This window comes from Thermoplasmata archaeon (assembly GCA_035532555.1).
GTDB lineage: Archaea > Thermoplasmatota > Thermoplasmata > Lutacidiplasmatales > UBA184 > Lutacidiplasma.
This window is the reverse complement of record DATKQS010000006.1, coordinates 42,629-55,909: the sequence shown is the minus strand read 5'-3', so window position 1 is coordinate 55,909 and position 13,281 is coordinate 42,629. Positions and strand designations below refer to the sequence as shown.

The window sequence follows — 13,281 nt, the reverse complement described above, 5'->3', positions numbered from 1 at the left end:
AGTCCTGAACCCATGCGCTTCCTCCACACCTCGATCACCGTGCGTGACATGGACGAAAGCCTCGCCTTCTACACCGGGATCCTCGGTCTCGAGTTCGAGCGACGACGGCCGATCCCGGAGAACCACGCCGAGATCGCCTTCGTCCGGGATCCGCTGTCCGATGCGCGGGTCGAGCTCACGTACTGGGAAGGGAAGAACACGGTCGAACCCGGCGAGCAGCTCGACCACCTCGCCTTCCAGGTCCCCGATCTCGACACCTTTCTCGCCCGGGTCCGTACCGCGGGCGTGCGGGTCGCGAAGGAACCGTATCGCCTTCAAGGCGGATCCGGCCGGATCGCGTTCATCCTCGATCCGAACGATGTGTGGATCGAGCTGATCGAGCGCCCCGCAGCGCCGTCGTAAGCTCGTGATCGACGCGGCTCCCTCCGCCCTCGGTCGGCCCGAAGCACGCCCGCTGTTCGCCGTCTTCGGAGCCACGTTCTTCATCCGGTTCGCCTTCGGCATCACCACCGCGATCTTCGCGAGCTACCTCCTCGGCCAGTCGCAGGGGCTCGGTGGCGCCTCGCTGGGCACGGTGGGCCTCGTCATCGCGATGAGCCCGATCGGAGAGTTCTCGACCGTGCTCCTCTCCGGCGCGGCCGCCGACCGCTGGGGACGGTGGCCGGTGCTTCTCGCCGGGATGGTGATCGCGGCGGTCCTCACTGCCCTCGTCTCGACGACCCGCTCCGCGATCGCGCTCGGAGCGATCAACCTATCCTTCGGGGTGGCGAGCGGGGCGATCCTCGCTTCCAGCCTCGCGCTCGTCGCCGACGCCTCCGGCCCGGAGGAGCGGGGTTTCGAGATGGGCCGCTTCGATGCGATGAACCTGTCCGGCTGGGTGCTCGGGTTTGCGGTCGGGTTGGTGGCCCTCACCGTCCTCCCGAACTCCGCGCTCGGGACGACGTTCCTCCTCAGCGCTGCGGTGCTAACGGCGGGGGTGTTGTTCCTCCTCCTCGCCGCTCGCGGTCGAGCGAGGTGGGTCGGCGGCCGGCCGAGGGTCCCCCGCCTCCTTGCGCAGGCCCTCCGACGGCCGGAGGTCTGGTGGGTGACCGCGCCTTGGCTCACGATCTACATGCTGATCGGAACGGCCCTCGCGTTCCTCGGGTCGAGCTCGGAGGCGAAGGGGTTCCCGCCGATCTATCTTGCCATGTTGATCGGCGTCGGGGGCATCCTGCTCGTGTTCACCCAACCGGTCTACGGGAGATGGTCCGACCGTTTCGGCCGGATCCGACTGCTCGGGATTGGAACCACGGGTTTCGTGGTCGTCCTGTTCGCGGCCGGGCTGATCGCCGCGTACGGGCCGCTCCCGGTCCTGCTCGCCGCGGCCGGGATCGGGGTGATCGCGGCTTTGGCCTACGGTCCGGCGGCCCTGGCGGCGCTGACCGATCTGAGCGCGTCGCTTACCCGGGCTACGACGATGGCGATCTATTCGCTGACGATCTCCCTCGGGATGGTGCTCGGCCTGGCCGTCTCCACCACACTGTACGACGCGCTCGGCACTCCGGGTCTCGATCTGTTCTTCGGCGGGATCTCGGCCACGCTCGTCGCGTTGACCGTACTTCAGTGGCGGCGGGTACGATCGGGCGAGCTCCCGATCACGACTCCGGCTCGATGACAATGTGCCGGAGCTGAGGATAGGCCTGCCGCAGGCCGAGGGAAACGCGGTCGATCGCCGCCTCGATCTGGTCGGTGGTCATGCCGTCCGGGAAGTTGATCCTGAGCGCGATCAGGACGTCGTCCGGGCCCAGCATCATCGATTGGAGGCCGCGGACCTTCTGCACGGAAGCGTCTCGCTCGATGAAGGCGAGGATCTCGCGCGCGACCCGGGGCGGGATCGACTTTCCGATGAGGAGCTCTCGGCTCTCCGCGGTGAGGATGAATCCGGTCGCGATGAGCATCCCGCCGACGATCGCCGCGGCGATGCCGTCCGCGACGTTCGTGTGGAACCAGGCGACCACGAGGATCCCGCTGAACGCGACGATGCTGCCTCCGATGCTGACGAGGTCCTGGTAGAAGATCGCCTTCAGCCCGAGATGGGAGGATTCCATCAGCGTCGCGACGGTCTCCCGGGACACGCGGAGCTCCCGGAGCGTGATGTAGATCCCACCCAAGCTGCCGATGATCGATAGCCCCACGACCACCAGGGCCGAGTTGAGTTCGGTGATCGGGCCGGGGGAGGCGATCTGTTGGATGCCCGTGAGCAGCACGAGCAGCCCCGCGACGCTGAAGGTCACGAGGGAGGCGACGAACGCCCAGAAGAATCGCTCCTTGCCGAACCCGAACGGGTGTTCGTGCGTGGGCCGCCGATGGGATGCGTAGGTTCCCCACAACAGGAGCAGCGCTCCGACCAGGTCCGTGACCGAGTAAATCGCCTGGGAAAGGACGGCTTTGCTCCCACTGGGGACCGCTACGTACAGGTTCGCCCCGAACAGGATCGCGTTCAGCACGATCGTTCCGACGATGATGACCTGCGGTCGCATCCTGGGCCGGTGGGTTCTCCGACGGACCGGTGACCGACGTACAGCGCGGCCGATTATGAGGGTGCGCCCGCGTCCTCCCGAGAGGTCCGGGATGCGCGGACGGCGGGAGACCAACCGTTAAATCGCGGTGTCCCGTGCTCGGTACCGAGGGGGTTTGCATGTCGAGTTCGCAGGGCCGTGCCTCCGACGGAGCGCGCCTGGTGACGGGATCGGGAACACGAGAGCGCACCCCGCGGTTCCCGTTCTCTCGGCTGAGCCTCTCCCCGGGGAAGCGGGCCCGGCTCAAGCGTATGCTCTACACCTACGGCCCCGGCGGAGGGACGATGCTGGTCCTCCCCATCGACCAAGGGCTCGAGCACGGTCCCGCCGACTTCTTCTCGAACCCGGCCGCCGAGGACCCGGAGTACCAGTTCCAGCTCGCGACCGAGGGGAAGTTCAGCGCCATCGCGCTGCATATCGGCCTCGCGCAGCGCCACTTCGCCGAGTACGCCGGCGACATCCCGCTGATCCTCAAGCTCAACGGGAAGACCAACATTCCTCCCGATTCCGAGCCGTTCAGCCCGCTGACGGGGACGGTCGAGGACGCTGTTCGGCTCGGAGCGGACGCGGTGGGCTACACCGTCTATGTCGGCTCGTCGGCCCAGGACCGGGACTTCCTTCAGTTCCACCAGGTCCGGGCCGACGCCGACCGGTTCGGCATGCCGATCATCGTCTGGGCCTACCCTCGGGGCGACGCGGTCGCCCAGAAGGGTGGAAAGGAGAGTCTCTACGCGATCGACTACGCCGCTCGGACGGCCCTCGAGCTCGGGGCGGACATCGTCAAGGTGAACTTCCCGGTCCGATCCGAGAAGGACAAGGCGAGTCCCCCGCCGTACAACACGCTGAACGTCTCGGCCGAGGACGCCTTCCGCAAGGTCGTCCACAGCGCCGGACGGGCGTTGGTCCTCGTCTCGGGTGGGGAGAAGGTTTCGGACGCCGAGCTCCTCCACAAGGTCCGCGATTCCATGGACGCCGGGGCGACGGGGATCATCTTCGGCCGGAACCTCTGGCAGCGCCCGAAGGCGGACGCGCTATCGATGACCCGCGAGTTGCATGCGATCTTCCGAGAGTACGCCCAACCCGTCCGCTAACGGGATCCCCACGCTCTGGCTGCTCGTGGTCGGGGACGATCACCCGCGCGCCTGCACCGGGCGTCGCCTCCTCCAGCACGCCCTGGCCCTCCCGGCGCCGGCCCAACGGGCCCTCCGACCCCATCCGATCATCCTCGATCCCTTCGCCCCCGACCCGTTGAGCCTTCGCGACCGAGCGACGGCCCTCCGAGGGGGCGTCCTAGGAGTCGACTGTTCCTGGAACGTCCTCGGGGAGCGCGGTGCCTATCTGGCGGCCCCGGCTCTGGGCTCCAAGCGCTCGGGCCACCGACGGCTCCCATTCCTCATGGCCACCAATCCCCAGCACTTCGGCCGGATCGGAGAGCTGAACACGGCGGAGGCGCTCGCCGCCGCGCTGTTCGTCCTGGGGTACGAGGCCGCCGCCCGCCAGCTGCTGGACGGGTTCGCGGGCGGTCGGAGCTTCTTCGAGGTGAATCGGGCTCGCCTGGACGCCTACCGGGGCCGTCCGGACCCCGCCGAGATGCGGGCCGCCGAGCGGGCGGTCTTCTCGACGTAGAGGCCTGGGTTCCGGGGTCATCGGCCTGCGGGAAAACAGGTTCAAAAGCTTGGTGCGCGTCTCTATGGTCGGCTCACTAAGGAATATAGTTATATGGAGTAAAGTGTAGAGTAAGTCGAATTACTATATACCACCCGGTGGAGTCGTCCATCCGATGACACAGGAGTCGAAGACGGGGGGCGGTGTGCGACGGAGTACGGCACCGAAGGGCCCCGCCATGCCGCCAGATTCGCCGATAGAGGAGGAGCCCGTCTCGATGGCTCCGGTCGTGTTCACATCGAGGTCGATCGAGCTCGATGAGGACGTCCTTCCCGAACACTTCTTCCGAGAGCTCGTCGGAGCGTATCTCTCAGGGGTCGACGAGATCGTGGTCCTCCAACGCGGGGGGATCCGCGGCTCGGCGCGGGCCGTCGTTGCGGCCTTCGTCGCCCGCGTGGGGGGATACCCTGCCTGCGAGGAGCGGAGGGGCCGGCTCGTCCTGTGGAACCTCGGGGACCCCTCCCCGGCCGATCTTCCCGCCCTCACCGAGCGGCTCGGCGAGCGTGCGCTCGCGCTGCTCGAGCGCTCCGGGGACGCCCGTCCCTCGAGCCTCTCGGAGGCCGACTGGGAATCGCTCGACGACCCGATCGATCGGGCGGCCTGGGAGGTCCACCGAGCGGTAGAGCGGTCGTGCCGGGTCGGCGCTCTTGGAGACGACCCCGGGCTGGACGTGCTCGGTTGGCTCGAGGCCGCGCGCGCCCTCGAACGGATCGCCGACCACGCCGTCCTGATCGGGGTCAACGGCGCACGCTGGCGAGCGACCCGTCCGTCCGAGACCCAGCTCGCGCTCCTCTCCGACTTCCAGGGCCGCGCCGTCGACTACGTTCGATCGGTGCTCGGGATCCTCTCCACCCAGCGAGCGGACCAGGCGAACGTCCAGATCGACTTCGGCGGCGCGCTTCGAGAGACGGCTCGGACCCTGGTCGACCGTCTGATCCCGGTCCGTGACCCGGTAGAGGCTCACTCCCCCGCGGCGATCGTCCCGCTCAGCTGGATGCTCCACTCCCTGGAGCGGACCGTCGCCTACGGCCAGGACCTCGCGGAGGTCGCCCTCGATCACGCGCAGGTCTCTCCCACCTCGGCGAGCCCCTCGGGCGCTCGTCTCACCTCACGAGCCATGATGAGCGTAGGAGGCCACGAACGGCGATGAGCAGCCCAAGCGGAACGAACAGTGGGGGGATCGGCCCCTCGGAGAATCTCAGCCGCCGAAGCGGCGGTGGACGGCGCGGTCCGATGATGACCGCGGCGGGAGTCGGCGTGGTGATCGTCGTGGCGATCATCGCGGTGGTCGCGGGTTGGGCGGTAGGGTACTACACCGCTCCCAGCTCGTCGAACAACAAGAACGCGGTCACGATCACGGAGACGGGGTCGAGCCTGCTCTATCCGCTGATGGCCAGCTACTGGGCCCCCAACTACACGAAGCTCGCCGGCACACCGATCGCGTTGAGCACGGCGAGTACGGGGAGCGGCACCGGGCAGTCGTACGCGGAAGCGGGCCTGGTCGACATCGGAGCATCCGATGCGTACCTGTCCAATGCGAGCGCGACGAACCTCGTGAACATCCCCGTGGCGATCTCCTCGCAGCTGGTCTTCTACAATCTGCCCGGAGTCACCGCGCACCTGAACATCAACGGGACGGTGCTCGGGATGATCTACAACGGGAACATCACCAACTGGAACGACCCGATGATCCAGGCGGCGAACCCCGGCGTCGCACTGCCGAATGCGGCGATCGTGCCGCTCGCCCGGTCGGACGGTAGCGGCGATACCTTCCTGATCACGTCGTACATGTACATGGCGTGGGCGGGCTGGGCAACGCACGGTTACAGCACGGCCAAGCTCAGCGGGACGCTGAACTCGAAGATCCAGTACGCGAACGGGAACGCCGGTCTGGTCACGCTGGCCGCCGGTACCCCGAACTCGATCACGTACATCGGGAACAGCTACCGGGCCGCTTCGATCGCGAAGGGACTCGTCGCCGCGGCGCTCGGCAACTCCAACGCCAACACGGCGGCTGGCGGAGTCAACCCGAACAACTACCTCCTCTGGAGCTCGGCCAATGTCAGCCAGGACGCGAACCTCGCCCTGACCCGGCTGAACTACGCGAGCTACGGTCTTGCGCTGAGCCTGATCATGGGTGGCAGCCCGTACGGTCCGACCACCCTGCACGCAGGCGGAGGCGGAACGGCGCCGACGGCGGCCTATCCGAGCCCCTACCCGGATGTGAACCTGGAGTACACGCTGATCAAAGCGACCGGTTCCGCGCAGGGCCCGTCCCACCAGTACTACGTGGTCCAGTTCCTGTACTGGGCGCTCGGGGTAGGAAACCAGCCGGTGTATCTGTCGCCGCTCGGGTTCCTACCACTGACCTCCAACGTGGTGGCGTTGACCTACCAGACGCTGCAAACGGTCCAGGTGAGCAGCTGAGGCGTAGACCGGAGTGAGCGAACCGATCGACCCGCGTCCGGCTACGGACGCGGAAACCCCTTCCTCTCCCTCCCCCAGCCCCCCAGCCGGCCGTTGGTCGGGAGGCGGGGGAGGGGGCTCCGCCCTTCTCCACATTCTCGAGTTGCTCCCGGCGCTCGTCCCGCTCGCGATCATCGTGATCGTCCTGGTCGCGATGGTCGGGACGACCCGCGGGGTTCCCTTCAGCGTCCTCGATTTCCTCGGTTCGAGCTGGCTCGTTCAACCGCCCGGGGTCGCGGGATCGAGCTACGGAGTCTCCACGTTCATCGTGGGCTCCCTCGTCACCTCGCTCCCGGCCCTCCTGTTGGCCATGCTCATCGCCCTCGGCGTGGCCATCGCCTCCGTGGTCTACCTTCCCCGCATCGCCACCCGGTTCCTCGACCCGTTCGTCGATCTCCTCGCGGGCATCCCGAGCATCGTGTTCGGTCTCTGGGCGTTCATCATCTTGCGACCGTACTTCCAGCAGAGCCTGACGCCCTGGATGGCGGCGAACCTCGGGTTCCTCCCCGGGTTCGCGGGACCGGTGAGTCCGACGGGGCTCGGGATCCCCATTACGGTGTTCATCCTGACGCTCATGATCCTCCCCATCTCCACGCTCCTGATCCGGGACACCCTTCGGGCGGTGCCGCGAGAGCTCTGGGAGAGCGGGCTCGCCCTCGGGGCGACCCGCTGGGAGGTCACCCGACGGGTCTCGCTGCGCTACGGTTCCCGTGGGATATCGAGTGCCGCCCTCCTCGGATTCTCTCGCGCCATCGGGGAGGCGGTCGCGGTCTCCTTCCTGATCGGAGGGGCCACGAACTTCCCGACGAACGTCTACTCCACCACGAACACGCTCTCCGCCCTGATCATCGAGAACCTGGACTCGAGCTTCGTCAATCCCCAGGAGTTCGCCGCGCTCGCCGAGGTCGGGATCCTGCTGACCGCCATCACGCTCACGGTGAACATCATCGCTCGGCGGTTCGTCATGCAGCTGGGCGTGCACGAGACGGTGGTCTAGATGGCCGTAGCCACGAGCATGGAGACGAAGATGGCGCCCGTCGGCCTCGCCGACCTCGCCCAGGCCCGCCGCCGTTTCGCCCGATGGAACCTGGGCTTCGACCGGTACATCGGCTACCTGTTGCCGCTCCTGTTCATCGTGGCCATCGTCCCGATCCTCGACATGGTTTACTGGCTCGGCGCAGAGGCCCTTCCGACGATGACCTGGGCGACCTTGACGACGGGGGGTCCGACCCAGCCGCTCGGCCTCTTCCCGGCCATCGCGGGCACCGTGTGGATCATGGTCATCGCGCTCGCGCTGGCGGTGACGCTGGGCCTCTTCGGGGGCATCGCGACCGCCGAATTCCTCTCCGAGCGCTCGGCCGCGTGGGTCCGCATGACCGCCAACACGCTCGCCGGGATGCCGGCGATCATCATCGGGATGATGGGGTTCGTCGTGTTCGTGCTCTACTTCGGCTGGGGCCTCGTCCTCATCGCCGGTGCGGTCACGACGGCGTTCTTCATGACGCCCTACGTCTTCCGCGCGGCGGACCTTGCCTTTTCCTCCGTGCCGCGCACCATCCGAGAGGCCGCGCTCGGCGCGGGGGCACGCCCGATCGACTACATCCTGCGCGTGGCCCGGCCCATCGTCACGCCCCAGATCCTCAACGGCATCTTCCTCGCCCTCGGGCTCGGCATCGGGGAGACCGCGACCGTGATCGTCACCGTCCAGCCGAGCGCCCTCGCGCCGACAGGACCGTTCTCCTACGCGTCCTACCTCACCTACGTCATCTACGCGGAGTACACGAGCCCGCTCCCGGCCGATGTCACCCTCGCCTTCCAGGCCGCGTTCCTCCTCCTGATGATCGTGATCGTCATCAACATCATCGTCCGGATCGTCGCATGGCGCTACCAGACGAGACTCGCGGGGCTGTTCGTATGAGCGCTCCACCTCCCATTTCCAACGATGGGACCGTCCTCGCCACTCGGGGGCTTGGAGTGCGGGCGCGGCAGCACGCCATCCTCACCGACATCACCATCGACTTCCCGCCCCGGTCCCTGACCGCGATCATCGGACCGTCCGGCTGCGGGAAGACGACCTTCGTGCGCACCCTCAACCGGATGACCGAAACGTCGCCCGGGCTCAGCGTCAGTGGGGAGGTGTTCTACCTCGGGCAGAACATCTACGCGAGGGGTATCAACCCCGTCCTGGTGCGCCGCCGGATCGGGATGGTGTTCCAGCGACCGACCGTCTTCCCGATGAGCGTCTTCGAGAACGTCGCCTTCGGCCTGCGGCTCGAGCACGAGCCGGCGGACGTCGTGGAGGAAGAGGTCCAACGCTCGCTCGAACGCAGCGGCCTGTGGGAGGAGGTCAAGAACCGCCTCGACAAGCCGGCGCTCTCCCTCTCGGGAGGCCAACAGCAGCGCCTGTGCATCGCGCGCGCGCTCGCGGTGCGGCCGCGCGTGCTGCTCCTGGACGAGGCGACGTCGAGCCTGGACCCAGCCTCCACCCAGCGGGTCGAGGCGACCCTCGAGGAACTGAGCCACGAGATCACGATCATCCTGGTGACGCACAACGTCGCCCAGGCCGCGCGGGCGTCCGATCGAACGGCGTACTTCTACCAAGGACGGCTGATCGAGGTCGGACCCACGGAGGAACTGTTCGAGCGACCCAAAGAGAAGCTCACGGAAGAGTACATCACAGGAAGGTTCGGATGAACGAGAACGGAAGCCGTCCGGCGGCGGAGCCCCGCGGCCACGACGTGGAAGTGAAGCAGATGAAAGGACACGCCATCGAGATGGGGCAGTGGGCGCTCGGGATGGTCCACGATGGGTGGCTCGCGTTCGAGCGCGGCGACCTGCCCCTCGCGCAATCGGTCATCGACCGCGATGCCCGCCTCGACCGGTTCGACCAGGACGTCGAGCGGGAGGCGGTCGCCTTCATCGTGAAGACCCAGCCGATGGGGCCGGATCTCCGGGAGGCCACCGCGGTCCTCAAGGTGATCACGTACCTCGACCGGATCGGTAGGTACGGCTTCGACATCGCGTGGCTCACCTCGCCGGAGGGCGCCTACGACAAGGACGAGCTGCGAGAGCTGCTTCGATCGATGGATGGGCTGGCGGAGGGCATGGTCGCGAAGGCGCTCGACGCCCTGGCCAACGACCGTGGGGACCTCGCCCGCTCGATCTTCGATCTGGACGATCAGGTCGACGAGATGAACCGTTCGGTCTATCGCATCGTCATCCAGGAACTGCGTACGGACCCGTCCGTCACGCAGCGCATCGCGAACGAGCTCCTCGTAGCGAGACACTTCGAGCGGATCGCGGACCACGCGTGCAAGATCGCAGAGAAGACGATCTACGCGGTCACGGGCCAGCGTCGGGGAGAGTACCTGCCCAAGCGCGCGCCGCCGAGTGTCGGCAGCGATAGCCGGGGAGCTCCCTAGCGGGCCGGCCCGCGTTCGGGAGCGAGCCCCGGCGCCGGGTAGCGCCTTCCCTCGGTCTCGACGTGCTCCACGCGGACGTCCGCGAGCGTGATCCGGGGTCGATCGAGGGGCATCCGCGCGTAGATCACGCCGCCGAAGCGTTCGTACACGCGGGTCGTGTGGAGGGTGAGGCAACGCTCGTGGAACACGGGGCGACCGGTGAGATCCGGGTCGTGGCCGCGCAACATGAAGGTCAGACCCGCGCGCGCGAGGAACGCGGTCAGACGCGCTTCGTCGAGCGGGTCCACGCCTCCTCGTCGATTGCGGGAGGCCGCGCAATCGGTCCACGTGATCTCGGCGACGAATCGCTCGTCCACCCGATCGAAGTCGGCCTTCCAGTCGTTCCCGGCGACCACCGTGGGAATGCCGGCGTGAGCCAGGTACGGTCCCGCCGGATGGAACGCCGCGAGGGGACCGCGTCCCATGAGGTCGATCAGCCGTTCGTAGCGTCGGGGATCGTCTCCCCAGAGTCCGCGGATCTCCCCCCGGACGGATTCCGGGCTAAATGGGATCGTTCGTACGGTCTCGTGGTTTCCCTGGATGAGCACGACCCGATCCGGGTCCCGCGCCGCGAGCTGGAGCAGGTAGAGCGCGCTCGCGACGGAGCCCGCTCCGCAATCCTCCATCGTGCGATCGAGGTAATCACCGAGCCCAATCAGGAGCCGTCGCCGTGCCGGGTCCTCGTACCGGTCGACGACCCGTTCGACCGTGCGCCAATCCCCATGGGAGTCCCCGAAGACGATCGCTTCGTCCCCTCGGAGGGACGACAGATCGAACAGCGTCGGCCGGGTGGGCACGGCGTCCTCCAGGTGATCGAACAGACGGTCCGCGTGTTCGGCGGAGAGGCAAAGGATCTCGGCGGGGCCGACGATCCTCTCCATCGGGCTCACCGAGACGGTGGCCGCGTGGGGTCGGATGCGGGGGGCCGGAAGTTCCGGAGACCGGCGCCGTGCGTCGGGCCTCCCTTTGAACCGGCGAATGCCCTAGGCAACAGGGTCCTAAGCCCTGCCTCGCGAGCCCCGTTCGAGATGGTCCCGAACGGATTGGCCGAACTGGAGCACCCCCGCAACCATGGATATCGTGAGGATTCGGAGTAGCCCCGGCAGGATTTCCGGCGCGTGGATTCGCGGACCCACTCGGCGTTCGAACCTGCGTCGCAGGATCCAGAGTCCCGCATGATTGGCCACTACACTACGGGGCTACGGATATGCGAGTGGGGCCGCGTTGATAAGATTGCCGTTCGCGGAGTTCGCGGGCGCGCGGCGGCTCGGGCCTCGGACCCCGGTTCGACCAAACCGCACAAATACGCCGAGGAGCCTCCGACTTCGGGCCATGCCCGGGAGACCTCATGCAGCAACCCGAGACTTCCGGGCCGGGCGGCCTCCCGCCCCTCGGCACATCGACGCGTAACGATCCCACCGTGCGCCGGGCCGCGGTCGTCTATGGGGCGATCGCGGTCATCTCGATCCCGCTCGCGGTCTATTCCTTCGGGTTGAACGGTTCGGGCTTCCTATCGAACCTCCCGACCGCGACGGCCGATCTGAGCTTCTCGTTCACGAGGATGCTCATCGCCTACTGCCTGTCGCTGGGCTTCGCGCTCGCCTACGGCTACTACGCCTCGACCCATCGGACCGGGGAACGCGTGATGATCCCGGTCCTCGACATCCTGCAGTCCGTGCCGATCCTCGGGTTCTTTCCCGTGGCGATCGTCTTCTTCGTCGCGCTCACCCCCGGTAGCCCGGTCGGCGAGAACCTCGCGTCGATCTTCCTGATCTTCACCTCCATGGCCTGGAACATGGTCTTCGGCGTGTACGAATCGTTGAAGACCCTGCCGAACGAGCTCCGAGAGGCCGCCGATTCCTTCGGCGCCCGAGGCTTCCAACGCCTGCGCCGGGTCGTCCTGCCCGCGACCGTGAACCGTCTCGTGTACAACTCCGTCCTGTCCTGGACGGCCGGCTGGTTCTTCCTCGTGGAGGCCGAGATCTTTACGACGAGCGGCACGAGCCCGCTTCCGGGGATCGGCAGCTATCTGTCGATCGCCGCTTCGGGTGGGGGAGCGGGCGCGTTCCTCGCCGGCCTCCTCCCGCTGATCGTCCTCATCGTGCTCCTGGACATTGGGGTCTGGCGCCCGCTCGGACGATGGGCCGAACGGTTCCGATACGACCAAACATCGGCGGGCCAATCGATCGCCGAGCGCACGACGGAGGGACCGCGACGGTTCCGGCGGGCCGCGGCCTACGTCACCCGGGGGGTCCGCTCGGGGGTTACACGGATGAGCTCCCCGTTCGTCCAGCTGGCGGCGTTCACCTCTCGCGCGACGCGGGAACGGGCGCGCAAGCCGTTCGTCCGGACCGCCGTACACTATGTGGCGCTCGGAACGCTCCTCGTGATCGTATGGCTCATGCTGATCGCGCTCGGGGTCGCGGTGTATGACGTCTTCTCCGGCACGATCGCGCCGAGCGTCCGCGGCCAGATCGTGCTCCTTCCGCTGGCGATGGGCGCCTCCACCCTTCGGGTGGTGACGGCCTACCTCCTGTGCCTGGCGATCGCGCTCCCGCTGGCCGCGTATCTCGCGCGGAGTCCCCGCGCGGCACGGGGAGGGTTGCCGATGGTCGAGATCATCGCCTCCTTCCCCGCCACCGCGCTCTTTCCGGTGATCATCTTCCAGCTCGTCCCGTACATCACTCCGGAGGGAGCGGCGCTCCTGATGCTGATGACCGGGATGATCTGGTATCTGTTCTTCAATCTGCTCGCGGGGATCCGCTCGGTCCCACCGGACCTGGAGGAAGCGGCGCGCTCCTTCGGTCTCGATCGACGCAAGATGTTCCGACGCGTCGTCCTGCCCGGAACGCTCACCGCCCTCGTGACCGGCTCGATCACCGCATTCGGAGGCGGTTGGAACACGCTCATCGTCGCGGAGTACCTGCAGGGCGGACCGGGCCACTTGTTCCAGGTCTTCGGGATCGGTCAGCAGATCGATCTAGGCTATGCCGAGCCGAACGGGCTCGGGCTGCCGCTCATGACCGCGGCCCTGCTCGTCCTGGTCGCGACCGTGATCGCCATCAACGAACTCATATGGAAACCGCTGTACCGAAAGTCGATCGACCGGTACCGGTACGACTGAGGACGCG

Annotated in this window: 13 protein-coding genes and 2 tRNA genes; 11 read left to right on the top strand and 4 right to left on the bottom strand. The window is 67.4% G+C overall.

Annotation, left to right across the window (positions count from 1 at the left end; genetic code table 11):
- Positions 1 to 12 precede the first annotated feature (12 nt).
- Both VMV28_01350 and VMV28_01345 read left to right on the top strand, forming a co-directional pair.
- Positions 13 to 402, top strand: coding sequence for a VOC family protein (locus VMV28_01350; protein ID HUZ79256.1), 390 nt, complete (start codon positions 13 to 15; stop codon positions 400 to 402).
- Positions 403 to 406: 4 nt separating this feature from the next.
- Complete coding sequence (locus VMV28_01345) at positions 407 to 1,654, top strand: MFS transporter (GenBank protein ID HUZ79255.1); 1,248 nt, start codon at positions 407 to 409, stop codon at positions 1,652 to 1,654.
- On the opposite strand, the gene VMV28_01340 is transcribed toward VMV28_01345, so the two are convergent.
- Positions 1,635 to 2,519 carry a cation diffusion facilitator family transporter gene (locus VMV28_01340; GenBank protein HUZ79254.1) on the bottom strand — a complete coding sequence of 295 codons (885 nt, stop codon included), beginning with the start codon at positions 2,517 to 2,519 and terminating at the stop codon, positions 1,635 to 1,637. The genes VMV28_01345 and VMV28_01340 overlap by 20 nt on opposite strands.
- Positions 2,520 to 2,677: 158 nt before the next feature.
- Between VMV28_01340 and VMV28_01335 the strand changes: the two genes are divergently transcribed.
- The 8 genes from VMV28_01335 (at position 2,678) to phoU (ending at position 10,111) form a co-directional block, all read left to right on the top strand.
- Positions 2,678 to 3,649, top strand: a complete 972-nt coding sequence (locus VMV28_01335) for a fructose-bisphosphate aldolase (GenBank protein HUZ79253.1) — start codon at positions 2,678 to 2,680, stop codon at positions 3,647 to 3,649.
- The gene (locus tag VMV28_01330) at positions 3,612 to 4,184 is read left to right on the top strand and encodes a DUF367 domain-containing protein (GenBank protein ID HUZ79252.1); all 573 of its coding nucleotides are present in this window, start codon (positions 3,612 to 3,614) and stop codon (positions 4,182 to 4,184) included. The genes VMV28_01335 and VMV28_01330 overlap by 38 nt, the downstream gene beginning before the upstream one ends.
- Positions 4,185 to 4,401: 217 nt before the next feature.
- The gene (locus tag VMV28_01325) at positions 4,402 to 5,373 is read left to right on the top strand and encodes a hypothetical protein (GenBank protein HUZ79251.1); all 972 of its coding nucleotides are present in this window, start codon (positions 4,402 to 4,404) and stop codon (positions 5,371 to 5,373) included.
- Entirely contained in the window at positions 5,370 to 6,650 is a 1,281-nt protein-coding gene (locus tag VMV28_01320; GenBank protein ID HUZ79250.1) for a phosphate ABC transporter substrate-binding protein PstS, read from the top strand. Before VMV28_01325 ends, VMV28_01320 begins: the two co-directional genes overlap by 4 nt.
- A 13-nt stretch (positions 6,651 to 6,663) precedes the next feature.
- Positions 6,664 to 7,686, top strand: a complete 1,023-nt coding sequence (pstC, locus tag VMV28_01315; GenBank protein HUZ79249.1) for a phosphate ABC transporter permease subunit PstC — start codon at positions 6,664 to 6,666, stop codon at positions 7,684 to 7,686.
- The gene (locus VMV28_01310; GenBank protein ID HUZ79248.1) at positions 7,687 to 8,607 is read left to right on the top strand and encodes an ABC transporter permease subunit; all 921 of its coding nucleotides are present in this window, start codon (positions 7,687 to 7,689) and stop codon (positions 8,605 to 8,607) included.
- Positions 8,604 to 9,383 carry a phosphate ABC transporter ATP-binding protein gene (locus tag VMV28_01305; protein ID HUZ79247.1) on the top strand — a complete coding sequence of 260 codons (780 nt, stop codon included), beginning with the start codon at positions 8,604 to 8,606 and terminating at the stop codon, positions 9,381 to 9,383. The genes VMV28_01310 and VMV28_01305 overlap by 4 nt, the downstream gene beginning before the upstream one ends.
- A complete protein-coding gene (gene phoU, locus VMV28_01300; GenBank protein ID HUZ79246.1) occupies positions 9,380 to 10,111 on the top strand; it encodes a phosphate signaling complex protein PhoU in 732 nt (243 codons plus the stop codon). Before VMV28_01305 ends, phoU begins: the two co-directional genes overlap by 4 nt.
- On the opposite strand, the gene VMV28_01295 is transcribed toward phoU, so the two are convergent.
- From VMV28_01295 to VMV28_01285, 3 genes are all read right to left on the bottom strand, one after another.
- The gene (locus VMV28_01295; GenBank protein ID HUZ79245.1) at positions 10,108 to 11,031 is read right to left on the bottom strand and encodes a metallophosphoesterase; all 924 of its coding nucleotides are present in this window, start codon (positions 11,029 to 11,031) and stop codon (positions 10,108 to 10,110) included. The two genes, phoU and VMV28_01295, sit on opposite strands and share 4 nt — an antisense overlap.
- Positions 11,032 to 11,066: 35 nt before the next feature.
- A tRNA-Leu gene (locus VMV28_01290) sits at positions 11,067 to 11,217 on the bottom strand.
- Positions 11,218 to 11,244: 27 nt separating this feature from the next.
- Positions 11,245 to 11,351 (bottom strand) — tRNA-Gln (locus VMV28_01285).
- A 147-nt stretch (positions 11,352 to 11,498) separates the two neighbouring features.
- On the opposite strand from VMV28_01285, the gene VMV28_01280 reads away from it, so the two are divergent.
- Positions 11,499 to 13,274 (top strand): ABC transporter permease subunit, encoded by a 1,776-nt coding sequence (locus tag VMV28_01280; protein ID HUZ79244.1) that lies wholly within the window; start codon positions 11,499 to 11,501, stop codon positions 13,272 to 13,274.
- The last annotated feature ends 7 nt before the right edge of the window (positions 13,275 to 13,281 follow it).

Excerpts from the sequence above, each read along its gene's own strand:
- VMV28_01350 (HUZ79256.1), top strand. The coding sequence starts at position 13 with ATGCGCTTCCTCCACACCTCGATCACCGTGCGTGACATGGACGAAAGC.
- VMV28_01330 (HUZ79252.1), top strand. The coding sequence starts at position 3,612 with ATGCGATCTTCCGAGAGTACGCCCAACCCGTCCGCTAACGGGATCCCC.
- VMV28_01335 (HUZ79253.1), top strand. The coding sequence starts at position 2,678 with ATGTCGAGTTCGCAGGGCCGTGCCTCCGACGGAGCGCGCCTGGTGACG.
- VMV28_01280 (HUZ79244.1), top strand. The coding sequence starts at position 11,499 with ATGCAGCAACCCGAGACTTCCGGGCCGGGCGGCCTCCCGCCCCTCGGC.
- VMV28_01310 (HUZ79248.1), top strand. The coding sequence starts at position 7,687 with ATGGCCGTAGCCACGAGCATGGAGACGAAGATGGCGCCCGTCGGCCTC.
- VMV28_01295 (HUZ79245.1), bottom strand. The coding sequence starts at position 11,031 with ATGGAGAGGATCGTCGGCCCCGCCGAGATCCTTTGCCTCTCCGCCGAA.
- VMV28_01305 (HUZ79247.1), top strand. The coding sequence starts at position 8,604 with ATGAGCGCTCCACCTCCCATTTCCAACGATGGGACCGTCCTCGCCACT.
- VMV28_01325 (HUZ79251.1), top strand. The coding sequence starts at position 4,402 with ATGCCGCCAGATTCGCCGATAGAGGAGGAGCCCGTCTCGATGGCTCCG.
- VMV28_01320 (HUZ79250.1), top strand. The coding sequence starts at position 5,370 with ATGAGCAGCCCAAGCGGAACGAACAGTGGGGGGATCGGCCCCTCGGAG.
- phoU (HUZ79246.1), top strand. The coding sequence starts at position 9,380 with ATGAACGAGAACGGAAGCCGTCCGGCGGCGGAGCCCCGCGGCCACGAC.
- VMV28_01340 (HUZ79254.1), bottom strand. The coding sequence starts at position 2,519 with ATGCGACCGCAGGTCATCATCGTCGGAACGATCGTGCTGAACGCGATC.